Source organism: Paraburkholderia silvatlantica (assembly GCF_003096715.1).
Lineage (GTDB): Bacteria > Pseudomonadota > Gammaproteobacteria > Burkholderiales > Burkholderiaceae > Paraburkholderia > Paraburkholderia silvatlantica.
The window spans coordinates 121,049-147,089 of sequence record NZ_QEOL01000006.1; the positions used below are offsets into that span (position 1 = coordinate 121,049).

Genomic DNA, 26,041 nt, shown 5'->3' on the forward strand with positions numbered 1-26,041 from the left:
GAGACAAAGCGATGTCACGCATCGTCGCGCCGCTCGAATCCCCGATCAATCTTGATTATCATGATCAACATAGATTGATTTCTCCGGTTTCAGGAGGCGGGCCACCATGTCCAGCTATATGACCGCGGAAGAAGCCGCTGCCGAACTCGGCATCAGCCGCGCCACGCTCTACGCCTATGTGAGCCGCGGACTCATCGCCTCGGCGCCCTCGCCCCATGGCCGCCACAACCGCTACGACGCCGCCGAGGTGCGCCGCCTCGCGCGCCGCAAGGCCGACGGCAAGCGCGCGGGCAAGATCGCGCAGAAGGTGCTCGACTGGGGCGTGCCGGTGCTCGAATCGTCGATCACGCTGATCGCCGACGGCAAGCTCTTTTATCGCGGCGAGGACGCCATCGCGCTCGCGCGTCAGGCCTCGCTCGAAGAGGTCGCGGCGCTGCTGTGGCAATGCGCGCCACGCCGCGTGCTGCAGGCGCCCGAGGCGCCCATCGCGGCCGCGCAATGGTCGGCATGGCTGAAGTTCTGGAGCGGGCACACCCCGCTCGAACGTGCGCTCGTGCTGCTGCCCGCCGCCGCGGCGCAGATGCCGCGCATCTGGGCGCAGGGCCGCGACGCGCAAATCGACACCGGTGCGATGCTCATGCGCCTGCTCGCGGCGGCGCTCGTTTCCGCCGCACCGTCGGGCGAGCCGCTGCACCGCCAGCTAGGCGAGGCGTGGGGCGTGCGCTCGCGCGCGCAAACCGACCTGCTTCGCGCCGCGCTCGTGCTGTGCGCGGACCACGAACTGAACGCGTCGACATTCACCGTGCGCTGCATCACTTCGACCGGCACGCATCTGTTCGGCGCGGCGACAGGTGGCCTCGCCGCCCTGGCCGGGCCGCGCCACGGCGGCGAAACCACGCGTGTGGCTGCGCTCTTCGACGAAGCCGCGCGCGCCGACGACCTGCATCGCTATCTCGCCGAGCGTCTCGCGCCCGACGAACTCGGCGCGGCCGTGCCGCTCCCCGGCTTCGGCCACCCGCTCTATCCCGCTGGCGACCCGCGCGCGCGCCTGTTGCTGGACCTGCTCGCACAACGCGCGCCGGCGCGCTCGCCCATGGACGAAGTCGACGCGCTCGCCCAGGCCGTGGCCGAGACGAGCGGCGCGCGGCCGACGCTCGACTACGCGCTTGCGGCCATCGAGCGCGTACTGGGGCTGCCTCGCGCAGCGGCGTTCACGCTGTTCGCCGCGGGCCGCGTAACGGGCTGGATCGCGCATGCGCTCGAACAGGCCGCCGACGGCCGGCTGATCCGTCCGCGCGCACGCTACGTGGGGGAAATGGCGAGCGATACGGCGCATGCCGCGCGGCACATCGCGTAGCACGAACGGCAGCGTCAACCCGGGTCGACCCGGCTCAACCCGCCGCCCGGACACCCCACTGCCCGCGCTGCACCCAGCCGCGCAACGCCTCGCCGATGCGCGCCGCGACACCGCTCGCACCCGCCGCGCGCACGCGTTCCACGTCGACCGGCGCCACCGTCCACGCTGGCGCAGCGGCGGTTGCGCCGCCCAGCGCCAGCACGAAACGCGCCCCTTCACGGCCCGCGCTCACATGCACGCGCACGCCCGCGGCGAGCCCGATCGACTCGCCGGCGCGCAGCCAGTAGTCGCCGGCGTCGCCCGCGATCGTGAGCCAGAGTTCGCCTTCGCTCACATGCAATTGCATGGGCTGCGCGAGCCGCCAGGTTTCGACGGGCTCGCCATGTTCCAGTTCGAAGATTCGGATTTCGCGCATTGCCGTGCTCCTTGCAGACCGGCCGCCGAGTCCCCTCGGACGGCCACAGGAAGGCTGGCTGACAAGGACTTGAAGCGCCTTCCCGGTAGGAGCATTATTGCGGTCAGTGACACCCGATCCCATGTACAGTTCCGAACAGTTCATCTGGAACTGTGCAGCCAAAAAACCGGACAGTCACTGCCGTTTCGAACCGCAGCCTCAACCGGCAAACCCAGGCGGCAAACCCAGGCGGCATACCCAGCGAGACCCAGATGAAACTCGAACTCGACCGCGCGAGCGATGTGCCGCTCACCGACCAGATCGTCACCGGCGTGCAGACGTGGATCCGCTCGCGCGCGGCGCACCCGGGCTCGCGCCTGCCGTCCATCCGGCAGTTCGCCGCCGACTACGCCATCAGCCGCTTTCCCGTGATCGAGGCCTATGACCGGCTCGTCTCGCTCGGCTATCTCGACTCGCGCCACGGCTCGGGCTTTTACGTGAGCGAGCACGCGCGCGCGGGACTCTCCGGCATGGGCACCTGCGACCTCTCGAACGCCGCCGACGAATCGGGCCATCTGCTCAGCCAGCTCGAACGCGAGGGCGAGCTGCTGCAGCTCGACAGCGGCTCGATCCCGCAGGCGTGGCGCGACATCGACGCGCTCGGCCAGGCGATCCGTCATGTGTCGCGCAGCGACCCCGCGAGCCTCGTCGACTACGGCACGCCAACAGGCGACGCCACGCTGCGCGAGCATCTGCGCAACCGGCTCGCGCCGCTTGGCATCGCCGCCGAGACACAGCAGATCCTCATTACCGAAGGCGCGAGCGAAGGCCTCGACCTGCTCATGCGCTACATGCTCAAGCCCGGCGACACGGCATTCGTTGAGGACCCCGGCTACTACAACCTGTACGGCCTGCTCAAACTGCACGGCGTGCGCCTCGTGGGCATCCGCCGCACGGCAAGCGGTCCCGATCTCGACCATTTGCACGCGATGCTCGCCGAGCACCATCCGCGCGCGTTCTTCGTCAACACCGTGTTCCACAACCCGACCGGCTCGACGATCTCGCCGCCTGTCGCGTTCCGCTTGCTGCAGCTCGCGCGCGAGCACCGTTTCACGATCGTCGAGGACGACATCTACGCCGACTTCCAGGCCGACCCCACCGACCGCCTCGCGGCGCTCGACCAGTTCGAGCACGTCGTGTACGTGGGCGGCCTCTCGAAGACGCTCTCCTCGGCGCTGCGCGTGGGCTACGTGGTGGCCAGCCCGGCGATCGTGCGCGATCTCGCGGCCATCAAGGCGCTCACCACCATCAGCGGCTCGCGCTTCACGCAGGCCGTGGCCGCCACGCTGCTCGAGCGCGGCGCGTATCGCAAATATCTCGAACGGCTGCGCCGGCGCATCGCCGAAGCGCAAGGGTCCGCCACGCGCACACTCGAAGCGCATGGGTGGGAGCTGTTCGGCAGCGTTGCTTCGGCGTCGTCGTCGACCGCGGCGAGCGCGGCGCGCGGCTATGCGCAAACGGGCGGCAAGTTCGTCTGGGCACGCGTGCCGCACGTGGAGGATTCCACACGCCTCGCAGCCTGCGGCGAGCCGCTCGGCGTGGCGGTCTCGCCGGGCAGCCACTTCCGCCCGCAAGGCGAGACGAGCCCGTGGATCCGCATCAACGTGGCGCTCACGCTCGACCCGCGCGCCCAGGCATTCTTCGCGGCGGCGGCGCGTCTGCCCGGATGAACGCGCAGGCGCCGCCCGCCCCGGCGCACGCGCCACGTACGCCACCTGCGCCACCTGCGCCACATGCGCGGCGGCGGGCCCGGCTGTCTGCATGGGCACGCCGTTTTCCCTACAATGGCGCTTGCCTGCGCGCCCCTCTCTTCGCCCATGTCCGAATCCATCGCTGCGTCCAGCACCACGCCTTCGCCCCGCTCGTTGTCCGTGATGCTGTGGCTCGTCGCCACGGGCTTCTTCATGCAGACCCTCGATTCGACCATCGTCAACACGGCATTGCCGGCGATGGCGAGAAGCCTTGGCGAACTACCGTTGCGCATGCAATCAGTCGTCATCGCGTATTCGCTCACGATGGCGGTGATGATCCCCGTATCGGGCTGGCTCGCGGACAAGCTCGGCACACGTCGCGTATTCCTCGGCGCGATCTTCGTGTTCACGGTCGGTTCGCTCCTGTGCGCGAGCGCGCATACGCTGAACCAGCTCGTAGTCTCGCGCGTCGCGCAGGGCGTGGGCGGCGCGATGCTGCTGCCGGTCGGCCGTCTTGCCGTGCTGCGCACGTTTCCCGCCGATCGCTATCTGCCCGCGCTCTCGTTCGTGGCGATTCCGGGGCTGATAGGCCCGCTCATCGGCCCGACCCTCGGCGGCTGGCTCGTGCAGATCGCCTCGTGGCACTGGATCTTTCTCATCAACGTGCCGGTGGGCGTGGTGGGCTGCGTCGCCACCTTCATCTTCATGCCCGACAGCCGCAACCCCGACACGCCGCGCTTCGACCTGCCGGGTTACCTGCTGCTCGTCATCGGCATGCTCGCGATTTCATTCGCGCTCGACGGCCGCAGCGAGTTCGGCATCCAGCACGCCACGGTGCTCGTGCTCTTCATCCTTTCGCTTGCCGCGTTCGTGGCCTATGGGCTGCACGCGGTGCGCACGCCACGGCCGATCTTTTCGCTCGATCTGTTCAAGATCCACACGTTCAGCGTGGGCCTGCTCGGCAACCTGTTCGCGCGTATCGGCAGCGGCGCGATGCCGTATCTGATTCCGCTGCTGCTTCAGGTCGCGCTCGGCTACACGGCCTTCGAGGCCGGGCTCATGATGCTGCCCACGGCCGCCGCGGGCATGTTCTCCAAGCGCCTCGTGACGTATCTCATCATGCGCTACGGCTACCGCAGCGTGCTGGTCTCGAACACGGTGCTCGTGGGCCTCATGATGGCGAGCTTCGCGCTTTCCACGCCCAATGAGCCGCTGTGGATGCGCATCGCGCAACTGGCGGTATTCGGCGCCGTGAACTCGATGCAGTTCACGGCGATGAACACACTCACGCTCAAGGATCTCGGCACGGGCGGCGCGAGCAGCGGCAACAGCCTCTTTTCGCTCGTGCAAATGCTCTCGATGAGCCTCGGCGTGACCGTCGCGGGCGCGCTGCTCACCACCTTCACGGGCATCATCGGCCACAAGACTGGCGAGAACGTGATTCCGGCATTCCACGCGACCTTCATTTGCGTGGGCATCATCACGGCGGGGTCGTCGTGGATCTTCGCGCAGCTCTCCCCGGACCTGCGCCGCACCGCGAAGAAGACCGATCCGTCCGAGCGGACCTGACAGCGGACCTGACAAGCCGGGGGCCGCAGCCCTTGCGGCGGTCGTTGCGGCTGCATCTTCGCCGCCGGCGCGCGCACCGCAAAGGTGCGGCGCGCCTCGCGGCCGTGCGTCGCCCGGGTTCGCGCCGGGTTCGCGCACCAATCCGCACGCCATCCCGAAACAGCGTGCGCCCTCGCACAGGCAAATGGCCACGGGACTTGGGACTCGCATACTTTTTGCTGTCCTATCCTGTAAACTTGACGCTCACGCGTCCCGTCCGTCACGTCCGTCCCGCGCGACATCGAAACGAAAATGACCAGCATGATCGACCTCGATCCCCCCGGCTTCCAGTCTCGCCCCATCGCCGGCGAAGAAGGTGCCCGCCGCACCGTGCTGTACGGCGGCTACACCGTCTTCAGCGTGTTCCAGCCCGTGTTTTCGGTCGCGCACCGGCGCGCGATCGGCTATCACGCGTCGCTGCGCGCGCATGACGAGCACGGGCAGCAGGCGCCCTCGCAGGAGGTGTTCACGCAGGCGGCGCGCCGCGGCGACCTGCTCGAACTGGGGCGCCTCGCGGAATCGCTGCATCTGGGCAACTTCAACGCGTTCGATTCGCATGACGAATGGCTCTTTCTGAGCCTGCACCCCGCCGCGCTCATGGACACGAGCTACGGCGACGCCCTGCTCGCCGGCCTCAAGGCGCTCGGCCTGCAGCCGCAGCGCGTGGTGCTGGAAGTGTCGGAACAGGCGGGCGGCGAAAATTCGCGCTTCGCGGAAATCATCGACGGATTGCGCAAGGCAGGCTTCGTGATCGCGCTGGATGGCTTCGGCGCCAAGCATTCGAACATCGACCGCGTGTGGCAGCTGCGGCCCGACATCGTCACGCTCGATCGCAGCCTGCTTGCCCAGGCGAGCCGCCATGCGCATATCGAGCGCGTGCTGCCGGGGCTCGTCTCGATGCTGCACGAGTCGGGACAGCTCGTGCTCGTGGGCGGCCTTTCGACCGAGCGCGACGCGCTGATCGCGCTGGAGAGCAACGCCGATTTCGTGCAGGGCGCGTATTTCGCGCGGCCCGACGTCGAGCCGGTGCCGCCCGCCAGGGCCGCGCAGCTCATGGACGATCTTTCGGCTCGCCTGCGCGAGCGCGTGGCCGCGCGCGAGCGTGCGCAGTCGGCGCGTCTCGCGCCGTACGTGAGCGCCATCGAAGCGGCGGCGAAGCAGCTGGCCGAAGGCGCGAACATGAGCGACGCCACGCTGCCGCTGCTCGGCCTCGACGACACGGCGCGCTGCTTCCTGCTCGACGGCTCGGGCCGCCAGATCGGCGACAACGTGCTGCCCGACGGCCGCACGTCGCAGCGCGCCAAGCGCTTCCGGCCGCTGCTGCATTCGGAAGGCGCGAGCTGGGAGCGGCGCCCGTACTTCATCGGTGCGATGAGGGCGCCGGGCCGCGTGCAGTTCACGCCCCCCTATCTGTCGATCAACGAGGCGCACCTGTGCGTCACGGCGTCGGTCGCATTGCAGACGGAACACGGCGTACAGGTGCTGTGCGTCGATATCAACTGGGACGCCGCCCTGCGCGGCTAGCGTGCGTTCAGGCTGAGGCTCACGCGAGGACGAGCGGCTGTGCGAACAGCGTCGCGCAGCCGTGAGCGGTGGACGCGCGAACGGTGACGCCGAGGGTGGACACGCACGCCGCGCCATCGCTCGAGGCGAGCCGGGCCAGCATCTTGCGCACCGCGTCGCCGCCGAAAGCCCGGTTGACCGCCTGGAGCCGGTTGGCCGGCCCCGCGCTCCCCTCTTCCATCGCCGCAATACAAACGACCGGCTCGGGCAGCCCGCAGCGGTCGTCGCGCACATGCAGCCAGGCCGCGAGCGCGCCGTCCTGCGCGACGAGCGCCACGCCGGGCTCGCCGTCCAGCGCAAGCGCTTCGGCGCGCAGAACGCGCGCGGCGGGTGCTTCTTGCGGGGCCTGATTTTGAGCCGCTTCGCCCACGCTCGCCGCAACCAGCGCGTTTGCCGTCACGCCGAGCAAGTCCATCAATCCCGCGCGATCCTGTGCGTGCAGCACATCGCGCAAACGCTCGACCGTGCGCGCGTGCTGCACTTTGTCGGGTGGCATCGCCTGCGGCGCAGCCTCGCGGGCGAGCCGAAGCCGGGCACGCCGCACGATCTGCCGGCAGTGCTCGTTCGTGCAGCCGGTGAGCGCGCCGATCTGCGCGTAGTCGCAGTCGAAGGCCTCGCGCAGCACGAACACCGCCTGCTCGAGCGGTCCCAGCCTTTCGAGCAGAAGCAGCAGCGCGTCCGAGAAGCGCCGCGCGCGCAAGCCCGCCTCTTCCGCCGACGGAGACGCGTCGTCGAGCCATGCGGCCTCGTGTTCGCCCGCATGCTCGCGACGCAAGCGCCGCAGCCGGTCGATCGCGAGGCGCACGGTGACGGTGGCAAGCCATGCCTGCGGTGCGCGCAACGCTTGTGCATCGGCGTCGCGCCAGCGAAACCACGCGTCCTGCACGACGTCCTCGGCCTCCGCGCGGCTGCCCAGCACGCGTGCGGCCAGCGCAATGAGCCGCCCGCGCGCCTCGCCGAAGGCGGCGGCGCGGCGCGCGTCGGTCCAGGCTGCTGCGCCGGGCCCGGCCTCGCCGCTCACTGGGGTCGCAGCCTCATTGCGCCCGGCGCCCGCCAGACTCGTTCCTTCGATTGTGTCGATCGCCCGCGTCATTCGCTTCGCTCCTTCGCCATGCGTTCGCTTTCGCCCGTTTCCCTCATGACGTTCGGCACGCGGCCGGCGTGACAGTCGCACGCAAAAATATTTGCGTCACGCGCGGGCTGCGCCGGACGTCATGGCAGCAGCGGTGCAATCGCGCCGTCAACGGAAAAAACACGAGGCCAGTCATGCCATCCTTCGCACTGAATCATGCAGCATTACCGCCGAGCGCGCTCAATCTCGTCCCGACCGTGATCGAAACCTCGGGGCGCGGCGAGCGCGCCTACGACATCTACTCGCGCCTCTTGCGCGAGCGCATCGTGTTCCTCGTCGGCCCGGTGACCGAACAAAGCGCCAGTCTCGTGGTCGCGCAACTGCTCTTTCTCGAAGCGGAAAACGCGGACAAGGACATCAGCCTCTATATCAACTCGCCGGGCGGCTCGGTCTACGACGGACTCGCCATTTACGACACGATGCAGTTCATCAAGCCCGATGTCTCGACGCTGTGCACGGGTTTCGCCGCGAGCATGGGGTCGTTTTTGCTCGCCGCGGGAGCGCAGGGAAAACGCTTCGCACTGCCTAACGCACGCATCATGATCCATCAGCCTTCGGGGGGCGGTCAGGGCACCGCGGCCGATGTCGAGCTGCAGGCGCGCGAGATCCTGTACCTGCGCGGGCGCCTGAACGCGATGCTCGCCGCGCGTACCGGACGCGGCATCGAGCAGATCGCGCACGACAGCGACCGCGACAACTTCATGTCGGCCGAGGCGGCCGCCGAGTACGGCTTGATCGACCGCGTGCTCGAGTCGCGCGACGACCCGTTGCTGCGCTAAGGCGCGGTGTCGGCGGCTCGCGGCTTCACGCGAGCCGCACGGCGAGCCACGCCGCCAGCACGCCCTTGTACTCGGCGACCAGCAGCTTGCGCTCCTTCGGCTTCGCCGCGGCGTATAGCGGGTTGAGGCTCTTGATGACCTGCAGCATGACTTCGGCCACGCGATAGGCCTCGTCGGACGCAAGCGCCGGCTGATAGCGCAGGAAGAGCGCCGTGAAGCGCTGGCGCAGCAGATTGCGCACGGCCGCGTCGCGCCTGAAGCCGAGCGGCACGGAAAGCAGGGGCAAGTACGCGGGATAGTCGTGCATCAGATCGACCATCAGGTCGAACAGACGCTCGACCAGCTGCGCGAGCGGCAGCTTGCCTGCATCGTCGTGCGCGGCGATGAGCGCGCTCCAGCGTGCGTCCATCTCGTCGCCGTAGCGCTTGCGCAGCGCAAGGGCCAGTGCCTCCTTGTTCGGAAAGTACTGATACGCGGCGCCGACCGAAACGCCCGCCTGCTGCGCGATCTGGGTCATCGTCGCCGCTTCGAAGCCGCGCCCGGCGAAGGCATCGCCCGCGGCTTCGAGCAGTGCGCCGACCGTGCGCGCCGCGCGCTCCTGGCGCGGCACGCGCCGGGCGTTTTCGCGTGCCGGTTCCTTTTGCGCCTCCTTGCGCGCGAGCGGGTCCGCCGCCATATCTGAATCCTCCTTCACATTCATGTATGATGATGTGAAGCCATCCTCACATATAGGTGAACCATGACGCAAGCACTTTCACTGAACGCGCGCACCACGGCGCTCGTGATGATCGACCTTCAGCACGGCATCGTAGGCCGCCAGATCGCGCCCTATAGCGGCGCGCAGGTCGTGGCCAACGCCAAACCGCTCGCCGACGCCCTGCGTGCCAGGGGCGGCACCGTCGTCTGGGTGCACGTGCTCCTGAACGAACTGCTCGCGCTGCCCGCCGACGCGCCCGGCCGCACGCCCGATACGCCGCCCGCGCCGGCCGAAGCCTCCGAACTCGTGCCCGAAATCGGCGCGCAACCCGAGGACGTGATCGTCGCGAAGCGCCAATGGGGCGCGTTCTACGGCACCAACCTCGAGCAGCAGTTGCGCCGCCGCGGCATCGACACCATCGTGATCGGCGGCATCGCGACGAACTTCGGCGTCGAATCCACCGCGCGCGCGGCGTTCGATCTCGGCTTCAAACTGGTGTTCGTCGAGGACGCCACGTCGGGTCTCAGTGAAGAGATGCATCGCTTCGCGTTCGAGAAAATGTTCCGCCATATGGGCCACGTGCGCTCGACGCAGGAAGCCATCGCCGCGTTTGCGTAAGTCCGTTTGTGTAAAACGCTTCGCGCAAAACAAAAAGCCCTCGATTCACATCGAGGGCTTTTTGCATGTGCCGCAGCCAGTGCGGCGCAGCGAACAGGGCTTCGTATTATGCGAAACCCACGCGAAACTCACGCGAAACTCACGCGAAGTTCTGCGCTGCGAAGTTCCAGTTCACGATGTTCCAGAACGCTTCGACGAACTTCGGACGCGCGTTGCGGTAGTCGATGTAGTAAGCGTGTTCCCACACGTCGATCGTGAGGAGCGCCTTCGCGTCGGTCGTGAGCGGCGTGGCGGCGTTGCTGGTCGAGACGATGTCGAGCGAGCCGTCAGCCTTCTTCACGAGCCACGTCCAGCCCGAACCGAAGTTGCCCACGGCAGCCTTCGTGAAGGCTTCCTTGAACGCGTCGTAGGAGCCCCACTTCGCGTTGATCGCGTCGCCGAGCGCACCCGACGGTGCGCCGCCGCCCTGCGGCGAGAGGCTGTTCCAGAAGAACGTGTGATTCCAGATCTGCGCCGAGTTGTTGAACACGCCACCCGACGACTTCTTGACGATCTCTTCGAGCGAGAGCTTTTCGAACTCGGTGCCCGGAATCAGGTTGTTCAGATTCGTGACGTAAGCCTGGTGGTGCTTGCCGTAGTGGAACTCGAGCGTCTCTTCCGACATGTGCGGAGCGAGGGCGTTCTTCGCGAACGGCAGCGGCGGGAGCGTAAATGACATGATGCGGTTCCTTCGTCGTGTTATGGGGAGTTCTGCGTGAAGTTCTACAAATTCGCCGGCATGGAGCACTCGATTGTAGGCGAGTTGGAATAACCCCGCAAACGAGCGGCCTTTATGCCGGAGATCGCTTGCGCGGGGCTTTTCCGAACGAACCGACGTGCGGTTTTTCGCCGATCCGGCGCCCGAACAACGCTTTCCATGCCGCGCTTTCCATGCCCGCTTCGCGCGCAGGCAAGACGGCTGCAATCGCGTTGCAATCTCCGTGAAATCGGCATGCAAACGTCCTGCAACGGGACTGCAACAATCGTTCGCCGCCACGACTCATTGTCGAGGCGAAGCAATCGGACGATTGCGCCGGTGCCTGACTGAGCAGCAAACGACGGGCCCGACAGGCCGGCTGCGAGCCCAGGTCAGAAACCGTCGGCGAGGCGCGGCTGGACATCGGCAAGCGCGACGTCGGCGCTGCCCTGGGCGAGATGCACGGTGAGGCGCTTGCCCGGCTTGAGCGTGGCGGGCGAGCGCACGGCTGCGCCGCTTTGCGCGTCGAGCAGCGCCGCATAGCCGCGCTCGAACGTGCGCCGCGGGCTCAACACCTCGAGGCGCGCCGAGAGTTCCGAAAGGCGCGCCGCTTCGCGCTCGCGCGCTCGCGCGAAGGCGCCGTCCAGACGCCGTCCGAGCGACTCCAGCTGGGCGCGCTGCGCGGCGGGGTCGGGCCGCGCGCGCTGCCAGCGCATCTGCATGACGTTCAGGCGTGCTCGTGCCTCGGCGCTGGCACGCGAGCCCGCCGAGGCGAGCCGTAGCGTCAGCTGGCGCAAGTGCGTGCGCTGCTGCGCAAGCCGTTCGACGGGCGAAACGAGCCGGCGCGCCAGCCAGTCGAGCTGCTGCGCGCGCCGCTCGAGCAGACGGCCGAAATCGCGTGCGAGCGCGGCATGGCGCTGGTCGAGGTCGCGCAGCAGCAGCGTGCGCTGCGGACTGACGAGTTCAGCCGCGCCAGTTGGCGTCGGCGCGCGCACGTCGGCGGCGAAATCGGCGATCGTGAAATCGGTTTCGTGCCCCACGCCGCTCACCACGGGAATGGCGCTGACCGCAATCGCGCGTGCAAGCGCTTCGTCGTTGAACGACCACAGGTCCTCGATCGAGCCGCCGCCGCGGCACAGCACGAGCACGTCCACCTCGTTGCGCGCGTTCGCGGTTTCCAGCATCGCGGTGAGTTTTTCCGCCGAGCCCGCGCCCTGCACCGGCGCGGGATAGACGATCACCGGCACGTGCGGCGCGCGGCGGCACAGCGTGGTCAGCACGTCGCGCAGCGCGGCGGCCTGCATCGACGTAATCACGCCGATGGCGCGCGGATGCGAGGGCAGCGCGCGTTTGCGCCCGGGGTCGAAGAGCCCTTCGGCCTCGAGTTGCGCCTTCAGCCGCAGGAAGGCTTCGTAGAGCCGGCCCTGGCCGGTGCGCCGCACGGCCTCGACGTTCAGCTGGAGTTCGCCGCGCGGCTCGTACATCGTGACGAGCGCGCGCACTTCGATGCGGTCGCCTTCGCGCGGCGTGAATTCGGCGTACTGGGCCCGGCCGCGGAACATCACACAGCGAATCTGCGCCTGGGCGTCCTTGATCGAGAAATACCAGTGGCCACTCGCGGCACGCGTAAAGTTGGAAACTTCGCCGGAAATCCATGCAAGTGGGAACGTGCGCTCGAGCATCGAGGCGATCGCCCGGTTGAGCGCCGAGACCGGCACGACGACGTCGCCCGAAGGCGCGGAGGAAGCGGAGAAGCGGTCGGATAGCATGCGAAAGGGTGTGGAGGAACCTTGGCCGGACAGACGATAGACCGTTCGGGGGGCGGTAGTCCAGCACGAATGGGACCCAGACCGCAAGCCCCGCGAAGTGTCCACATCGGCGCTGTCATGCGGCATGATGACCGCAGCCGGCCCGCAAACGCTGAAAAAACAGCTCATCCCGTTGATTTTTATATGTTTTTTATCGATATAACATCCTTACAGGCCGATGGAGAGGCCGAAGAATGGGCCTTTGCGCCTTCCCGGGACCGACTTCTCCACAAAGTTATCCACAGGCGTCGATTTTTCTGGCATTCGGGCATTTCGCGCGCCTTGCAGGCAACCGACAGTTGCGTGCGGCCCGGCAACTTGCCGCTTAACGCCTACCCGCGCTAGAGTGCCGGGTTCACGAGCGCCTGTGCCGTATCACGCGAAGCGCCGGGCGCTCGCATGCGCAGGTCATTCGTCTGCCGTCTTGCTTGTCGCTCACCTCGAACCGGAGAACCGACCCGATGCCCGCCCTGCCTGTCTGCTTGCCGCATGCCGCGTGCGGCGCTTCGCGCGCAAATTGCCGATGAGCGGCCCCGTCTCCAGTCTCAAGGAACGCCTCGAAGCGCAGTTTGCGCACGCCTGGCAACGCCGCGGCGCGCTCGCGTGGGCGCTCACGCCGCTCGCCGCCGTGTTCGCCGCCGTGAGCGGTGCGCGCCGCGCCGCCTTTGCGGCGGGCTGGCTCAAGCGCGTGCGCGTGGGCGTGCCCGTGGTGGTGGTCGGCAACGTGACCGTGGGCGGCACCGGCAAGACGCCCACGGTGATCGCGCTCGTCGAGGCGCTGCGCGCCGCGGGCTTCTCGCCGGGCGTGGTCTCGCGCGGGTACGGCGCGAAAATCGGCCGCCCCACGCCCGTCACCGCGGATACGCCCGCTCGCCTTTGCGGCGACGAACCCCTGCTGATCGCCCGCCGCACGGGCGTGCCCGTCTGGGTCTCGCCCGACCGGGTAGCGGCGGCCACGGCACTGTGCGGCGCCCATACCGACGTCGACGTGATCGTGAGCGACGACGGCCTGCAGCACTACCGCCTCGTGCGCGACGTCGAGATCGTGGTGTTCGACCATCGTCTGGGCGGCAATGGCTTTCTGCTGCCTGCGGGCCCGCTGCGCGAGCCGCTCTCGCGCCGGCGCGACGCCACGCTGGTGAACAATCCGTTCGAGCGGGCGCTGCCGGCCTGGCCCAATACGTTCGCGCTAAAACTCGAACCCGGCGACGCCTGGCATCTCGCCAATCCGGCGCTGCGCCGTCCGCTCGCGCAGTTTGCCGCAAGCGCGGGCGCGGCCGCACCGGGACAAGGCGCACTCACGCAAGAATCGCAGGGCGCGCTGCGCGTCGTAGCGGCGGCCGGCATCGGTTCGCCGGAGCGTTTTTTCGCGACGCTGCGCGCGGCCGGCCTCGCGCCGCAAACCCTGCCGCTGCCCGACCACTACGCCTACGCAACCAACCCGTTCGCCGACGTCAGCGCCGACGCGATCCTGGTCACCGAAAAGGATGCAGTAAAATTGGGGGCCTGGAACGACGCGCGCATCTGGGCCGTCCCCGTCGAAGCCGCGCTCGATCATCGCCTTATTACCCTGGTTGTGGAGAAACTCCGTGGACGCTCGTCTGCTTGAAATCCTGGTCTGCCCGATCTGCAAGGGCCCGCTCAGCTATGACCGCGCCGCGCAGGAGCTGATCTGCAACGCCGACAAGCTCGCCTACCCGATCCGCGACGGCATTCCGGTCATGCTGGTCGACGAAGCGCGTCAAACCGTGGAAGGCACGCCGGTCGATCCGCACGGACCCAGCGCCGCGTAAGGCGCGCGGGCGGTGCCGGGTGGCCGCGATCGCGCTCACTCGCCCCCGCTTATGCCGCTTATGCCGCTCGCGCCGCTTACGCCACTCACCTCGCCCTCCCGGCTCGAATCCGGGTCACTCGCGCCGCCCCCGGTGCGTCCCCCAAGGCGGGGTCTCCTGAAACGGCTTCCCCCATCCCCTTTCCTGCCCTAGCTCCAACTGGCCATGACCGCTCCCGTGCAACCCTTCATCGCCGTCGTCCCGGCGCGTCTCGCGTCCACGCGGCTGCCCAACAAACCGCTTGCCGACATCGGCGGCAAGCCCATGGTGGTGCGCGTGGCCGAGCGCGCGCGCGATTCGGGCGCGCAGCAGGTGCTGATCGCCTCGGACGCCCAGAGCGTGCTCGACGCGGCCCGCGCCCACGGTTTCGAGGCCGTGCTCACGCGAGCCGATCACCCGTCGGGCACCGACCGCCTCGCCGAGGTCGCCGAGCACTACGGCTGGAGCGACGAGACGATCGTGGTCAACGTCCAGGGCGACGAGCCGCTGATCGACCCCGCGCTCGTGTGCGACGTTGCGTCGCACCTCGCCGCGCATCCCGAATGCGCGATCGCCACCGCCGCACATCCCATCACGGCGCCCGACGAAATCTTCAGCCCGAACGTCGTGAAGGTCGTGCTCGACGCACGCGGCGTTGCGCTCTACTTCTCGCGCGCGCCCATTCCCTGGGCCCGCGACGCATGGCAGCCGCACTGGTCGCCGGCGCGCCTCGATCTCGGCGCAATGCCCGCCCCGCCGGCTCCCGCGACCGTTTATCGCCACATCGGCCTGTACGCGTACCGCGCGAAATTCCTGCGCAGTTACCCCTCGCTCGCGCATTCGCCCATCGAGCAGGTCGAGGCGCTGGAACAGCTTCGCGCGATGTGGCACGGCGAGCGCATCGCGGTGCTCGTGACGGCGCAGGCACCTGCGCCGGGCGTCGACACGCCCGCCGACCTCGCCCGAGTGCAGGCGTTATACCGGCCTTAATTCCGTCCGTGGGGCAAAAATCCCATGGCATAATCAATTGTTTGCGCGAGCCGTCTAAAGCCTTTGTGCGTCGGGGTTTCCCCGCTTTTCGGCACCGTCTTGCAGCGCCACCCCGTGTCCAGTGCGAGTCATGAACACCGGGCGAAAGCTGCGCGGGACACGCCGTCGCCTCCGCCAGCACTGCCTCGATGGCCGTGAGCGAACGGGCGAGGAGACGCACGACGATGCCGCCCCACCGCGCGTGCGGGGCAGCCGCCGCGCCGCAAGAATTCACACAGATCGGAGATTGTTCACATGCGTTTGATCCTGTTGGGCGCCCCGGGCGCGGGCAAGGGAACCCAGGCAACCTTCATCAAGGAAAAGTTCGGCATTCCGCAAATCTCGACGGGCGACATGCTGCGCGCGGCCGTCAAGGCCGGTACGCCGCTTGGCCTCGAAGCGAAGCGATTCATGGACGCCGGCGAACTCGTGACCGACGAGCTCATCATCAATCTCGTGAAGGAGCGCCTCCAGGAGCCCGACTGCAAGAACGGCTACCTGTTCGACGGCTTCCCGCGCACGCTGCCGCAAGCCGAAGCGATGAAGCAGGCGGGCGTCGCGATCGATTACGTGCTCGAGATCGACGTGCCGTTCGACGAGATCATCACGCGCATGAGCGGCCGCCGCATGCACCCGGCTTCGGGCCGCACGTATCACGTCAAGTTCAATCCGCCGAAAGTGGACATGACGGACGACGTGACGGGCGAACCGCTCGTCCAGCGCGACGACGACAAGGAAGAAACGGTGCGCAAGCGTCTGGACGTGTACGTCGCCCAGACCAAGCCGCTCATCGCCTACTACAGCGACTGGGCGAAGCGCGGCGAGGAAAACGGCCTGAAGGCGCCGCAGTATCGCGCCATCTCGGGCCTCGGCAGCGTCGACGAAATTCGCGAGCGCGCATTCGAAGCGCTCAAGTAAGCGGGTCGAAATCCGACCCGAAGCCGGTTTCGGCACACTTGCCGGTTTGCCTGCGGGCCGGCTGGCGCCGCACTCCCGAGCGGTTTCGGGACGCGGCGCCAGCCGGCCCGTTCTGTTTTTGCCGAGCCTCGCGCCGATTTCCCCTGCGCGCGAGACGGCACGGCCACAACACAGGAGACGAAAGATGCAGATCCGCGGCAACGTATTTCTCATCACCGGCGGTGCGTCGGGGCTTGGCGCGGCCAGCGCGCGTCTGATCGAGGCCGAAGGCGGCAAGGTCGTCATCGCCGACCTCAACGAGGACGCTGGCCACGCGCTTGCGAATGAACTGGGCGGCGCGTTCGTGAAGTGCAACGTGGCGAACGAGGACGACGGCGCGCGCGCCGTGGCCGCGGCAACCGCGCTCGGGACGCTGCGCGGCCTCGTCAACTGCGCGGGCATCGCACCCGCCGTGAAGACCGTAGGCAAGGACGGCCCGCATCCGCTCGACACGTTCTCGAAGACCGTTTCGGTCAATCTGATCGGCACCTTCAACATGATCCGCCTCGCGGCGGCCGCCATCGCCCAGAGCGCGCCGAGCGAGGGCGGCGAGCGCGGCGTGATCGTCAACACGGCTTCGGTGGCCGCTTACGACGGCCAGATCGGCCAGGCGGCCTACGCCGCGTCGAAGGGCGGCGTCGTCGCAATGACGCTGCCGATCGCGCGCGACCTTTCGCGCAGCGGCATCCGTGTGATGACGATCGCGCCCGGCATCTTCGAAACGCCGATGCTGCTCGGCATGCCCAAAGAGGTCCAGGATGCGCTCGGCGCGATGGTCCCGTTCCCGCCGCGCCTCGGCAAGCCGGATGAGTACGCGATGCTCGTCAAGCAGATCGTCGAGAATCCGATGCTCAACGGCGAGGTGATCCGCCTGGACGGCGCGATCCGCATGCAGCCGAAGTAACGGCGCGCCCGCCCCGCGCGCAAGAAAAGAAGCCCGCGATTTTCGTCACGGGCTTCTTTTTGTTTGCGGCACGGCCGCAGGCTTCAGTCGTTATCGAGCGTGCGCTGGCGCAACTCATGCAGCTGCGACTCGACGACGGTCGCGTCTTCCGCGTCCGGACGCTCGTCGAGATAGTGTTCGAGGTCTTCGAGCGCCGGGCGCAGATAGTCGAGCCGCGCATAAGCGAAGCCGCGATCGCGCACTTCCTCGACGTTCTGCGGCAGCAGGATCACGAGCCGCTGCTGGATGGCCAGCAGGCGCTGCCAGCGTTCCGTCTGCAGATAGACCGACTTCAGGTTGCGCAGCATGCGCGCGACGATCTCGCGGCGCGTGGCCGGCTCGAGCAGCATGCGCAGCGCGCGCGCCACGGAATCGCCGGCGTTGGCCACGAACGGTTCGAGCATCTCCACCATGTCGGACTCGGTGAGCGTGCGGCCCGTGGTGGGATCGAGCATCTCGTCGCCTTCGGGCAACGCCACGCGCAACAGAAAATGCCCCGGAAACGACACGCCTTTCACCGGCAGACCGAGCTGGGCCGCCATTTCCAGATACAGCACCGCGAGCGAAATGGGGATGCCGCGCCGGCGCTTGAGCACGGCGTTCAGGTGGCTGTTTTCGGGGTCGAGAAAGTCGTTGAGATTGGCCGCGAACCCCATCTCGCGAAAGAAGCAGCGGTTGAGCACGGCAACCTGCTGGCGCACGTCCGCGCCTTCGGGCATGCGGCGGCGCACGCGCAGCGCGAGTTCGTCGATCTCGGCAAGCGTGCCTTGCAGATCGAGATCGGGATAAGCGTCCTGCGCGATCGCCAGCGCCGCCTCGGTGAGCGGCAGGCTCTCGTCGTCGGCAACGAGCGCGCTGAAATAATCCAGAACCCGCGTAGTCATCGTGGTCACTTCGCCCGCCTCTTGAAGTACGCGTATTTGAAGCCCATCAGCCAAAGCATACCGAAATATAGCGCCGCGAACAGCACGAGGCACGCACCGAGCAAGGCGATGCGCGCGAGCGGTTCGTGACGCAGCGCGATCCAGTCGTAGCTGGTGGCGCACCAGTGCATCGCCCCGGCCAGCACGAGGCATGCCCCGAGCAGCTGCACGAAGAACGTGGTCCAGCCGGACGACGGCATATAGATGCCGCGGCGGCGCAGCCCGATGAACAACAGCAGCGCGTTCATGCAGGCGCCGAGGCCGACCGAGAGCGTCAAGCCCGCGTGGGAGAAGATCGGCACGAAGATGTAGTTGCTGATCTGCGTGGCGATGAGCACGCCCACACCGATCTTGACTGGCGTCTTGATGTCCTGGCGCGCATAGAAGCCGGGCGCGAGGATCTTGATGAGGATGAGGCCGACGAGCCCCACTCCGTACGCCGCGAGCGCGCGGCCCGTCATGACGACGGACGTGGCGTCGAACTTGCCGTAGTGAAAGAGCGTGGCCGTGAGCGGCTCGGCGAAGAAAAAGAGCGCGACGGCCGAAGGCGCGGCGAGCAGGAACGTCACGCGCAGGCCCCAGTCGAGCAGCGCCGAGTACTCGTGCGGATCGGCATCGACGTGCGCCTTCGAGAGGCTCGGCAGCAGGATCGTGCCGAGCGCCACGCCGAGCAGCGCCGTCGGGAACTCCATCAGGCGGTCGGCGTAGTTGATCCACGACACCGCGCCGGGCCCCAGACGCGAGGCGATGTTGGTGTTGATGATGAGACTGATCTGCGCGACCGAGACGGCGAACATGGCAGGCACCATCTTCGCGAGCACGCGCTTCACGCCTTTGTGCGCAAGCGCCTTGAGCGGGTTCAGGCCGATGCGCGGCATCATGTCGATGCGCTTCAAGCCCGGCAACTGCACGATGAACTGCAGCACGCCGCCCACGATCACGGCCCACGCGAGCGCGTAGACGGGCTGCTTCATATGCGGCGCGAAGGCCACGGCCGCCGTGATGAACGACACGTTGAGCAGCACCGGCGCGAACGCGGGCAGCGAGAACTGCTTGTACGTGTTGAGCACGCCCGACGCGAGCGACGTCAGCGAGATGAACACGATATAGGGGAACATGATGCGCGTCATCGTGACGGCGAGCGGAAACGCTTGCCCGTCGCTCTTCAAGCCCGAAGCGACCACGATCACGACGAACGACGCGCCGAAAATGCCGATCAGCGAGAGGACCGCGAGCGCCCAGGCGAGCACGGTCGAAGTGGCGTCGACGAGCGCGCGCGTGGCGTCGTGGCCCTTCTGGTTCTTGAACTCCGCCAGAATCGGCACGAACGCCTGCGAAAAGGCGCCTTCCGCCGAGATGCGGCGCAGCAGGTTGGGAATACGAAACGCGACGTAGAAAGCGTCGGTGTACTGGCTCGCACCGAAGGCGCGTGCAATCAGCGTTTCTCGGGCCAGACCGGTCACGCGCGACAGCAGCGTGAAGCCGCTGACTGTCAGCAGGGCTCGGAATAGATTCATGGGGCGGTCATTATACGGGCGTCGTCCGCTCCATCGCGGATGCGCAGCGCAAAGGTCGGCGCACAACCCCGCGCGACGGCGCAGGCGAGCGGGAGGCAAGAGAAGGCGCGCTGATTGTGACCGTGTTATGTGAAAGGCGTTCACGTACGGCAGCGCTTGTCTTCGCTATCGCACTGTGATTGCCAGCCGCATGACTCTGTTGCTATACTTATAGATTCGAGTTCTCTCAGGGGCTCGAAACGCGTCTTGGAAAGGGGGCAAAAAGGGGCAGAAACCCGCTCCGGCACAAAAGGCGCGGCTGGTTGGGTAAAACTCAGAGCAAGACTCAGGAGCAAAACTCAGCCGGCAAATACCGTTTTGAACGTCTCAGGCATCGCTGCCGGTCGTTCGAATCCAGGCAAAGAGCGTCGGTAGGACCGCGCTCCGCAATCACAAGGAATCGCAATGGCAAACTCCGCACAAGCACGCAAGCGCGCCCGTCAGGCCGCGAAGGCAAACTCGCACAACTCGGCACTGCGTTCGAAGTTCCGCACCGCCATCAAGGCTGTTCGCAAGGCAATCGATGCTGGCGACCAGGCAAAGGCTGCCGAAGTTCTGAAGGCATCGGGCAAGACGCTCGACATCATCGCCGACAAGAAGATCGTTCACAAGAACAAGGCCGCTCGCCATAAGAGCCGCCTGGCTGCTGCCGTCAAGGCAATGCAAGCCGCGCAGTAAAGATTCGGACGCCGGCCACGGCTGGCAGTCGACTCTTTGAGCTGCACCACAAAAAACCCGCTTCGGCGGGTTTTTTTGTTCCTGCCGGATATAAAAAGACCCGCCGAAGCGGGTCCGCCCGTTGCCGTGCCGTTAGCGCACGTTGGCTTGCTGCGTGGCGTGGTCGTGAGGCAGTTCGCACGCCTCGGTCACAACGAGGTCGTTGTCCTTCGCGAAGTTCATCACGAAATTGAAGGCCATCGGCTCGACGTCCTTCAGGCGCGAATCCAGCACGACGACCTTGAGGTCGCCGATCATCGTCGGACGCACATAGAGCGAGTAGCGCAGATAGGCGTTCGGGCCGCGAGCATTGGCCGACGCTTTCGGACCAAAGCTCGACATCACCCCGGCGAGGCGCTCCGACCAGTCACTCGGACGAAACTTCTTCCCCGTGCTGGTGATGCCTTGAATGAAGTATTCGGTTGGAGCTTCGTCGGCCATGCAGGAGTACCTGTGTGTGTAGCTGCTGGGTGCGTTTGCAGCGTGTAACGGCGGCACGAGCGCTGCGCCCGCGCGGGTACCGCGGAACACCGGCCGCGGGGGTCGCCCGCCGCCACACGCATGGACAGTCCGATGGCCAGGAAACGGCTGCCGCGCACCCCGCCTGGCGTGAAGTCTCGAAAATCGCCGCCGACGCGTGTCACAAGCAGGCCTCGCAACGGGATCGACAGGACGACTTCGCGGCGCACTGCCAGTCAGCGCACAGGCCGCGCCCGCGGGCTTGCCTGCCGCGGCCGCGAGGTGTTGCCCACCTTGCCATCGCGCACGTTCAGGGCCCGTTTGTCGTGCCTAAGAAATCGCTGAGATTATAGCGCACTGACCGTTTTGACGCAGTGCACACAAGGCACTTGAAAGGCTGGATCCGGGCCCTTGCGATGCCCGCGAACCCGTCACAAAAGCCGTCGCAAATGCGCCGCCCGCCATGCGCCAAAGCACCCTGCCTAAATTTTGGGCAACTCGTCAAAATGCGCAAAATCCTTTATGCTGCTTTGACTTACCACCAACCGCAGCGGCGTCGCCGGCCCAATCCTGCAGTTCGAGGCCGTGTCGGGCGCCGTTTTTGTTTCATGACCTCCCGGACCATACGCCATTACCTGCAGTTCAAGGATTTCTCCCTTGACGAATATGAATATGTGCTGGAGCGCGCGCGCATCCTGAAGCGCAAGTTCAAGAACTACGAAACCTATCACCCGCTGCACGACCGCACGCTGGCGATGATCTTCGAGAAGAGCTCCACGCGCACGCGCCTGTCGTTCGAAGCGGGTATCTTCCAGCTGGGCGGCCACGCCGTGTTCATGAACACGCGCGACACGCAGCTCGGCCGCGGCGAGCCGATCGAAGATTCGGCGCAGGTCATCTCGCGCATGGTCGACATCATCATGATCCGCACGTTCGGCCAGGACATCCTGCAGCGCTTCGCCGAAAGCTCGCGCGTGCCGGTCATCAACGGTCTGACGAACGAGTACCACCCCTGCCAGGTGCTGGCCGACATCTTCACGTACTACGAGCACCGCGGCCCGATCCGCGGCAAGACCGTGGCGTGGGTCGGCGACGCCAACAACATGCTCTACACGTGGATCGAAGCCGCGCAGATCCTCGGCTTCAGGCTGCGCATCTCCACGCCGCCGGGCTATCCGCTCGATCCGGCGCTGGTCGCGCCGGAAAGCAAGCCGTTCTACGAAGTGTTCGAGGACCCGCACGACGCCTGCGACGGCGCCGACCTCGTCACGACCGACGTCTGGACCAGCATGGGCTTCGAGGCCGAAAACGAAGCGCGCAAGCAGGCCTTCGCAGACTGGTGCGTGGACGCGCCGATGATGGCCCGCGCCAACGCCGATGCGCTTTTCATGCACTGCCTGCCCGCGCACCGCGGCGAGGAAGTGAGCGCCGAGGTCATCGACGGCCCGCAGAGCGTGGTCTGGGATGAGGCGGAAAACCGCCTGCACGTGCAGAAGGCGCTCATGGAGTTCCTGCTGCTCGGCCGCTTGAACCACTGAGCCTCGCCTACGCCATCATGAAGAAGCCGACCCGAAGGTCGGCTTTTTTGTGCCTGCCGCGGCTCGCGGCCCGCGCATTACACCGTTTCGCCAAGACGACGCGCCAGCGACTTCAAAAGCGGCGCCACGCGCTCGCGAAACACCTCGGGCCCCATCGACGAAGCCGGGCCGCTGCAACTGAGCACGAGCCAGCGACGCTCGCGCGGCTCGCGAAACGGCACCGCCACGGCGTTGACATCTTCGTGCCAGTCGCGAAACGAATAGCAGCACCCCTCCTTGCCGAACACCTCGATCTCGCGTTTCGCGGCCTCCACCAACGCCGGCCCTTCGGTGCCCGCTGCCTTCTCCAGTTCCGCGAACAACGCCGTACGCACATCGACGGGCTGCACGGCCAGATACGCGCGGCCCATCGAGCTCGTGAGCATGGACAGCCGTGAACCCGACGCGAGGCCGAGCGTGAGCGCGGTCTCGCTGCGGATCGTCTCGAGATAGATCACGTCGAGGCCGTCGCGGCACCCCAGCGACACCGCGGCGCCCACCTCGCGCGCGAACGCGCGCATATGCGGGCGTGCGAGTTCGAGCGTGTCCGTGCCCGATAGCAGCGCGAAGCCGAGTGACAGCACCCCGGCGTCGAGCGCATATTTGCCGAGCGATTCGTCAAAGCGCAGGTAGCCGAGCACGGTGAGCGTGTACGCGAGCCGGTTCACGGTCGCCTTGGGCAGGCCCGTGCGCTCCACGAAGTCGCGGTTGCCGAGCAGCGTTTCGCCGGGACGGAACGCCCGCAGCAGGTCGAGCCCGCGGGCGAGCGCCACGACGAACTTGCGCTCGTCGATCGGCCCCTCGGCCAGCGAAGAAGAAAAAAATGAAGTCATAGTCATTCCGGATGCGGACATGGACGCCTTGGTGCTACACTCAAGTCAATTTGCAAAACATTGTTCCGCTTAGCGGAACTCGCGTCAAGCGCAAATTCGCCCATTTCAAGGATTTGAGGAAAGGAGAGACACCATGGCCGCACATGCCCAGTTCCATTGGGAAGACCCGCTTCTGCTCGACCAGCAGCTCACCGAAGAGGAGCGCATGGTGCGCGACGCCGCCGCCGCGTACGCTCAGGACAAACTCGCTCCGCGCGTGCTGGAAGCGTTCCGCCACGAAAAGACGGACGCCTCGATCTTTCGCGAGATGGGCGAAGTCGGCCTGCTCGGCCCGACGATCCCCGAGCAATATAGCGGCCCCGGCCTCAATTACGTGGCTTATGGCCTGATCGCGCGCGAAGTGGAGCGCATCGACTCGGGCTATCGCTCGATGATGTCGGTGCAGTCGTCGCTCGTGATGGTGCCGATCTTCGAATTCGGCTCGCAAGCGCAAAAGCAGAAGTACCTGCCCAAGCTCGCCAGCGGCGAATGGATCGGCTGCTTCGGGCTTACGGAGCCGAACCACGGCTCTGACCCGGGCAGCATGGTCACGCGTGCGAAGAAGGTGAACGGCGGCTACTCGCTCTCGGGCGCGAAGATGTGGATTACGAACTCGCCGATCGCCGACGTGTTCGTCGTCTGGGCGAAGCTCGAGGAAGACGGCAGGGACGACATCCGCGGCTTTATCCTCGAGAAGGGCTGGAAGGGTCTCTCGGCGCCGGCCATCCATGGCAAGGTGGGTTTGCGCGCCTCGATCACCGGCGAAATCGTCCTCGACGAAGTGTTCGTGCCGGAAGAAAACATCATGCCGGGCGTGAAGGGCCTGCGCGGTCCGTTCACCTGCCTGAACTCGGCGCGCTATGGCATTGCTTGGGGTGCGCTCGGCGCCGCGGAATCGTGCTGGCACACCGCGCGCCAGTACGTGCTCGACCGCAAGCAGTTCGGCCGCCCGCTTGCCGCGAACCAGCTGATTCAGAAGAAGCTCGCCGACATGCAAACGGAGATCGCGCTCGGCTTGCAGGGTTGCCTGCGTCTTGGCCGCATGAAGGACGAAGGCACGGCGGCCGTCGAGATCACCTCGATCATGAAGCGCAACTCGTGTGGCAAGTCGCTCGACATCGCACGTCTCGCCCGCGACATGCTGGGCGGCAACGGTATTTCCGACGAGTTCGGCGTGGCGCGTCACCTCGTGAACCTCGAAGTGGTGAACACCTACGAGGGCACGCACGACATCCACGCGCTGATCCTCGGCCGCGCGCAAACGGGCATTCAGGCGTTCTTCTGATCGCCGCCCTGCCCGGCGTCGCCGGCGCACAAAAAACGCCGCACGATTCGTTTCGTGCGGCGTTTCTGTTTTGGCGCCCGTCTCGCGTGGACGTTAGCCGAACGGCTTACTTGTTCGGCTGCGGCGTCATGCGCAGATACGGACGCAGGGCCTTGTAGCCCTTCGGGAACTTCTGCTTGAGGACTTCTTCGTCCTTCAGCGACGGCACGATCACGACGTCGTCGCCCTGCTTCCAGTTGCCGGGCGTCGCGACCTGGTAGTTGTCGGTGAGCTGCAGCGAGTCGATCACGCGCAGCACTTCGTCGAAGTTGCGCCCCGTACTCGCCGGATAGGTGATGATGAGGCGCACCTTCTTGTTCGGATCGATCACGAAGAGCGAGCGCACGGTGAGCGTCTCGTTCGCATTCGGATGGATCATGTCGTACAGCGTGGACACCTTGCGGTCGCCGTCCGCGAGAATCGGGAAGCCGACGTTCGCGGCCTGCGTCTCGTTGATGTCCTTGATCCACTCGTTGTGCGACTGGGCGCTGTCCACCGAAAGCGCGATCGTCTTCACGTTGCGCTTCTCGAACTCGTCCTTGAGCTTCGCGGTCAGGCCAAGCTCGGTCGTGCAGACCGGCGTGAAGTCGGCCGGGTGTGAAAACAGCACGCCCCAGCTATTGCCGAGCCACTCGTGAAACTTGATGCGGCCAATGCTCGAATCCTGCTCGAAGTCGGGTGCGATATCGCCAAGACGTAGACTCATGGTGCGGTTCCTTTGGACGAGGTGAATGAGGTTTGATCGAAACGGTGCGCGCGGCCCGTTGATCCAGTGGGCGTTTACAACACTCAAGCATACAGGCCCTGGTCGCGCCCCGCGAACAAACATTGCCTCACACCGGTATGAGTTTTTGTAATTTTGAACCGATTGGAGGAAACTTTAGGTGCCGGATCAAATCAATGACTCTCAACCCGCGATTTTTTTGTGAACAGGATGCAGAACCCCGTTCATGCACGCTTGCAGGAACGGATCGTGCGGATTTACAGGTCGTGGCGGCGCGTCACGCTTGCCAGCGCCCGTATCTTTGTTACGATTCACGCGTGATGTGACACGATGGGAGCCAGTCAATGTCAGAGGTCAACAAGGAGAGGCTGATGTCCGATATCAAAACCGTCCTCGCGGATGCAGAGGATCTGCTCAAGCAGGCAGCGAGCGCTACGGGCGAGCGCGCTTCGGAGTTGCGCGAAACGGCACTCTCGCGTCTGAAGCAGGCAAAGGAGAAGGCCGCCGACGTCCAGGTGGTCGTGGTCGAGAAAGGCAAGAAAGCCGCGCGTGCCACCGACGACTATGTCCACGAGCACCCGTGGGCGTCGATCGGGATCGCCGCCGGCGTGGGCGTGCTGGTCGGTTTGCTGATCAACCGCAAATAAGTCCGCGCTCGCCGCGCCACGCGGGTGGGCTGGGCGTCCCCGCGCGGCGCGCACGAGCA

25 protein-coding genes are annotated in these 26,041 nt (G+C 66.5%); 15 read left to right on the forward strand and 10 right to left on the reverse strand.

What is annotated here, in order from left to right:
* Positions 1-106 precede the first annotated feature (106 nt).
* A complete protein-coding gene (locus C7411_RS10480) occupies positions 107-1,357 on the forward strand; it encodes a citrate synthase family protein (protein WP_110384261.1) in 1,251 nt (416 codons plus the stop codon).
* Between the two features lie 34 nt (positions 1,358-1,391).
* On the opposite strand, the gene C7411_RS10485 is transcribed toward C7411_RS10480, so the two are convergent.
* Positions 1,392-1,772, reverse strand: coding sequence for a DUF2917 domain-containing protein (locus C7411_RS10485; protein ID WP_110384262.1), 381 nt, complete (start codon positions 1,770-1,772; stop codon positions 1,392-1,394).
* A 251-nt stretch (positions 1,773-2,023) separates the two neighbouring features.
* On the opposite strand from C7411_RS10485, the gene C7411_RS10490 reads away from it, so the two are divergent.
* The 3 genes from C7411_RS10490 (at position 2,024) to C7411_RS10500 (ending at position 6,634) form a co-directional block, all read left to right on the forward strand.
* Complete coding sequence (locus C7411_RS10490) at positions 2,024-3,481, forward strand: aminotransferase-like domain-containing protein (protein WP_110384263.1); 1,458 nt, start codon at positions 2,024-2,026, stop codon at positions 3,479-3,481.
* A gap of 147 nt (positions 3,482-3,628) precedes the next feature.
* Complete coding sequence (mdtD, locus tag C7411_RS10495; protein ID WP_110384264.1) at positions 3,629-5,071, forward strand: multidrug transporter subunit MdtD; 1,443 nt, start codon at positions 3,629-3,631, stop codon at positions 5,069-5,071.
* A gap of 291 nt (positions 5,072-5,362) precedes the next feature.
* Positions 5,363-6,634: an EAL domain-containing protein gene (locus C7411_RS10500; protein WP_110384265.1), complete on the forward strand. Its 1,272-nt coding sequence runs from the start codon at positions 5,363-5,365 to the stop codon at positions 6,632-6,634.
* Between the two features lie 19 nt (positions 6,635-6,653).
* Here the strand turns inward: C7411_RS10500 and C7411_RS10505 are convergent, their stop codons facing one another.
* The gene (locus C7411_RS10505) at positions 6,654-7,766 is read right to left on the reverse strand and encodes a sigma-70 family RNA polymerase sigma factor (RefSeq protein ID WP_110384266.1); all 1,113 of its coding nucleotides are present in this window, start codon (positions 7,764-7,766) and stop codon (positions 6,654-6,656) included.
* Between the two features lie 173 nt (positions 7,767-7,939).
* Between C7411_RS10505 and clpP the strand changes: the two genes are divergently transcribed.
* Positions 7,940-8,584 (forward strand): ATP-dependent Clp endopeptidase proteolytic subunit ClpP, encoded by a 645-nt coding sequence (gene clpP / locus C7411_RS10510; RefSeq protein WP_110384267.1) that lies wholly within the window; start codon positions 7,940-7,942, stop codon positions 8,582-8,584.
* A gap of 25 nt (positions 8,585-8,609) precedes the next feature.
* Here the strand turns inward: clpP and C7411_RS10515 are convergent, their stop codons facing one another.
* Positions 8,610-9,260, reverse strand: a complete 651-nt coding sequence (locus tag C7411_RS10515; RefSeq protein ID WP_110384268.1) for a TetR/AcrR family transcriptional regulator — start codon at positions 9,258-9,260, stop codon at positions 8,610-8,612.
* Between the two features lie 63 nt (positions 9,261-9,323).
* Between C7411_RS10515 and C7411_RS10520 the strand changes: the two genes are divergently transcribed.
* The gene (locus tag C7411_RS10520) at positions 9,324-9,899 is read left to right on the forward strand and encodes an isochorismatase family protein (RefSeq protein WP_110384269.1); all 576 of its coding nucleotides are present in this window, start codon (positions 9,324-9,326) and stop codon (positions 9,897-9,899) included.
* A gap of 139 nt (positions 9,900-10,038) precedes the next feature.
* Here the strand turns inward: C7411_RS10520 and sodB are convergent, their stop codons facing one another.
* Both sodB and xseA read right to left on the reverse strand, forming a co-directional pair.
* Positions 10,039-10,617 (reverse strand): superoxide dismutase [Fe], encoded by a 579-nt coding sequence (sodB, locus tag C7411_RS10525; RefSeq protein ID WP_042266176.1) that lies wholly within the window; start codon positions 10,615-10,617, stop codon positions 10,039-10,041.
* 410 nt (positions 10,618-11,027) lie between these two features.
* On the reverse strand, positions 11,028-12,404 hold the full coding sequence (gene xseA, locus C7411_RS10530) for an exodeoxyribonuclease VII large subunit (protein WP_110384270.1): 1,377 nt from the start codon (positions 12,402-12,404) through the stop codon (positions 11,028-11,030).
* A 562-nt stretch (positions 12,405-12,966) separates the two neighbouring features.
* Between xseA and lpxK the strand changes: the two genes are divergently transcribed.
* The 5 genes from lpxK to C7411_RS10555 all read left to right on the forward strand — a co-directional run bounded on the left by lpxK (position 12,967) and on the right by C7411_RS10555 (position 17,144).
* Positions 12,967-14,052: a tetraacyldisaccharide 4'-kinase gene (lpxK, locus tag C7411_RS10535; RefSeq protein ID WP_110384412.1), complete on the forward strand. Its 1,086-nt coding sequence runs from the start codon at positions 12,967-12,969 to the stop codon at positions 14,050-14,052.
* The gene (locus C7411_RS10540) at positions 14,033-14,236 is read left to right on the forward strand and encodes a Trm112 family protein (RefSeq protein WP_042266182.1); all 204 of its coding nucleotides are present in this window, start codon (positions 14,033-14,035) and stop codon (positions 14,234-14,236) included. Before lpxK ends, C7411_RS10540 begins: the two co-directional genes overlap by 20 nt.
* Positions 14,237-14,440: 204 nt before the next feature.
* Entirely contained in the window at positions 14,441-15,244 is an 804-nt protein-coding gene (gene kdsB, locus C7411_RS10545; protein WP_110384271.1) for a 3-deoxy-manno-octulosonate cytidylyltransferase, read from the forward strand.
* Positions 15,245-15,538: 294 nt separating this feature from the next.
* Positions 15,539-16,201 carry an adenylate kinase gene (adk, locus tag C7411_RS10550; RefSeq protein ID WP_042266185.1) on the forward strand — a complete coding sequence of 221 codons (663 nt, stop codon included), beginning with the start codon at positions 15,539-15,541 and terminating at the stop codon, positions 16,199-16,201.
* Between the two features lie 184 nt (positions 16,202-16,385).
* Entirely contained in the window at positions 16,386-17,144 is a 759-nt protein-coding gene (locus C7411_RS10555) for an SDR family NAD(P)-dependent oxidoreductase (protein WP_110384272.1), read from the forward strand.
* Between the two features lie 83 nt (positions 17,145-17,227).
* Here the strand turns inward: C7411_RS10555 and C7411_RS10560 are convergent, their stop codons facing one another.
* Entirely contained in the window at positions 17,228-18,067 is an 840-nt protein-coding gene (locus tag C7411_RS10560) for a SirB1 family protein (protein WP_110384413.1), read from the reverse strand.
* Positions 18,068-18,072: 5 nt separating this feature from the next.
* Positions 18,073-19,623 carry a murein biosynthesis integral membrane protein MurJ gene (murJ, locus tag C7411_RS10565; RefSeq protein ID WP_110384273.1) on the reverse strand — a complete coding sequence of 517 codons (1,551 nt, stop codon included), beginning with the start codon at positions 19,621-19,623 and terminating at the stop codon, positions 18,073-18,075.
* 444 nt (positions 19,624-20,067) lie between these two features.
* On the opposite strand from murJ, the gene rpsT reads away from it, so the two are divergent.
* Positions 20,068-20,340 (forward strand): 30S ribosomal protein S20, encoded by a 273-nt coding sequence (gene rpsT / locus C7411_RS10570; protein ID WP_069262794.1) that lies wholly within the window; start codon positions 20,068-20,070, stop codon positions 20,338-20,340.
* A gap of 132 nt (positions 20,341-20,472) precedes the next feature.
* Here rpsT and C7411_RS10575 read toward each other — a convergent pair whose 3' ends face one another.
* Complete coding sequence (locus tag C7411_RS10575) at positions 20,473-20,820, reverse strand: DUF3579 domain-containing protein (RefSeq protein ID WP_042266190.1); 348 nt, start codon at positions 20,818-20,820, stop codon at positions 20,473-20,475.
* Between the two features lie 626 nt (positions 20,821-21,446).
* Between C7411_RS10575 and argF the strand changes: the two genes are divergently transcribed.
* On the forward strand, positions 21,447-22,376 hold the full coding sequence (argF, locus tag C7411_RS10580) for an ornithine carbamoyltransferase (RefSeq protein WP_110384274.1): 930 nt from the start codon (positions 21,447-21,449) through the stop codon (positions 22,374-22,376).
* A 77-nt stretch (positions 22,377-22,453) separates the two neighbouring features.
* Here argF and C7411_RS10585 read toward each other — a convergent pair whose 3' ends face one another.
* The gene (locus C7411_RS10585; protein ID WP_181431326.1) at positions 22,454-23,248 is read right to left on the reverse strand and encodes an IclR family transcriptional regulator; all 795 of its coding nucleotides are present in this window, start codon (positions 23,246-23,248) and stop codon (positions 22,454-22,456) included.
* A 133-nt stretch (positions 23,249-23,381) separates the two neighbouring features.
* Between C7411_RS10585 and C7411_RS10590 the strand changes: the two genes are divergently transcribed.
* On the forward strand, positions 23,382-24,572 hold the full coding sequence (locus C7411_RS10590) for an acyl-CoA dehydrogenase (RefSeq protein WP_110384276.1): 1,191 nt from the start codon (positions 23,382-23,384) through the stop codon (positions 24,570-24,572).
* Positions 24,573-24,678: 106 nt separating this feature from the next.
* Here C7411_RS10590 and C7411_RS10595 read toward each other — a convergent pair whose 3' ends face one another.
* The gene (locus C7411_RS10595; protein WP_028205314.1) at positions 24,679-25,317 is read right to left on the reverse strand and encodes a peroxiredoxin; all 639 of its coding nucleotides are present in this window, start codon (positions 25,315-25,317) and stop codon (positions 24,679-24,681) included.
* Positions 25,318-25,679: 362 nt separating this feature from the next.
* Between C7411_RS10595 and C7411_RS10600 the strand changes: the two genes are divergently transcribed.
* Positions 25,680-25,982 (forward strand): ElaB/YgaM/YqjD family protein, encoded by a 303-nt coding sequence (locus C7411_RS10600; protein ID WP_007584918.1) that lies wholly within the window; start codon positions 25,680-25,682, stop codon positions 25,980-25,982.
* Positions 25,983-26,041 lie beyond the last annotated feature (59 nt).

Excerpts from the sequence above, each read along its gene's own strand:
- C7411_RS10480 (WP_110384261.1), top strand. The coding sequence starts at position 107 with ATGTCCAGCTATATGACCGCGGAAGAAGCCGCTGCCGAACTCGGCATC.
- C7411_RS10485 (WP_110384262.1), bottom strand. The coding sequence starts at position 1,772 with ATGCGCGAAATCCGAATCTTCGAACTGGAACATGGCGAGCCCGTCGAA.
- C7411_RS10490 (WP_110384263.1), top strand. The coding sequence starts at position 2,024 with ATGAAACTCGAACTCGACCGCGCGAGCGATGTGCCGCTCACCGACCAG.
- mdtD (WP_110384264.1), top strand. The coding sequence starts at position 3,629 with ATGTCCGAATCCATCGCTGCGTCCAGCACCACGCCTTCGCCCCGCTCG.
- C7411_RS10500 (WP_110384265.1), top strand. The coding sequence starts at position 5,363 with ATGACCAGCATGATCGACCTCGATCCCCCCGGCTTCCAGTCTCGCCCC.
- C7411_RS10505 (WP_110384266.1), bottom strand. The coding sequence starts at position 7,766 with ATGACGCGGGCGATCGACACAATCGAAGGAACGAGTCTGGCGGGCGCC.
- clpP (WP_110384267.1), top strand. The coding sequence starts at position 7,940 with ATGCCATCCTTCGCACTGAATCATGCAGCATTACCGCCGAGCGCGCTC.
- C7411_RS10515 (WP_110384268.1), bottom strand. The coding sequence starts at position 9,260 with ATGGCGGCGGACCCGCTCGCGCGCAAGGAGGCGCAAAAGGAACCGGCA.
- C7411_RS10520 (WP_110384269.1), top strand. The coding sequence starts at position 9,324 with ATGACGCAAGCACTTTCACTGAACGCGCGCACCACGGCGCTCGTGATG.
- sodB (WP_042266176.1), bottom strand. The coding sequence starts at position 10,617 with ATGTCATTTACGCTCCCGCCGCTGCCGTTCGCGAAGAACGCCCTCGCT.
- xseA (WP_110384270.1), bottom strand. The coding sequence starts at position 12,404 with ATGCTATCCGACCGCTTCTCCGCTTCCTCCGCGCCTTCGGGCGACGTC.
- lpxK (WP_110384412.1), top strand. The coding sequence starts at position 12,967 with ATGAGCGGCCCCGTCTCCAGTCTCAAGGAACGCCTCGAAGCGCAGTTT.
- kdsB (WP_110384271.1), top strand. The coding sequence starts at position 14,441 with ATGACCGCTCCCGTGCAACCCTTCATCGCCGTCGTCCCGGCGCGTCTC.
- adk (WP_042266185.1), top strand. The coding sequence starts at position 15,539 with ATGCGTTTGATCCTGTTGGGCGCCCCGGGCGCGGGCAAGGGAACCCAG.
- C7411_RS10555 (WP_110384272.1), top strand. The coding sequence starts at position 16,386 with ATGCAGATCCGCGGCAACGTATTTCTCATCACCGGCGGTGCGTCGGGG.
- C7411_RS10560 (WP_110384413.1), bottom strand. The coding sequence starts at position 18,067 with ATGACTACGCGGGTTCTGGATTATTTCAGCGCGCTCGTTGCCGACGAC.
- murJ (WP_110384273.1), bottom strand. The coding sequence starts at position 19,623 with ATGAATCTATTCCGAGCCCTGCTGACAGTCAGCGGCTTCACGCTGCTG.
- rpsT (WP_069262794.1), top strand. The coding sequence starts at position 20,068 with ATGGCAAACTCCGCACAAGCACGCAAGCGCGCCCGTCAGGCCGCGAAG.
- C7411_RS10575 (WP_042266190.1), bottom strand. The coding sequence starts at position 20,820 with ATGGCCGACGAAGCTCCAACCGAATACTTCATTCAAGGCATCACCAGC.
- argF (WP_110384274.1), top strand. The coding sequence starts at position 21,447 with ATGACCTCCCGGACCATACGCCATTACCTGCAGTTCAAGGATTTCTCC.
- C7411_RS10585 (WP_181431326.1), bottom strand. The coding sequence starts at position 23,248 with ATGACTTCATTTTTTTCTTCTTCGCTGGCCGAGGGGCCGATCGACGAG.
- C7411_RS10590 (WP_110384276.1), top strand. The coding sequence starts at position 23,382 with ATGGCCGCACATGCCCAGTTCCATTGGGAAGACCCGCTTCTGCTCGAC.
- C7411_RS10595 (WP_028205314.1), bottom strand. The coding sequence starts at position 25,317 with ATGAGTCTACGTCTTGGCGATATCGCACCCGACTTCGAGCAGGATTCG.
- C7411_RS10600 (WP_007584918.1), top strand. The coding sequence starts at position 25,680 with ATGTCAGAGGTCAACAAGGAGAGGCTGATGTCCGATATCAAAACCGTC.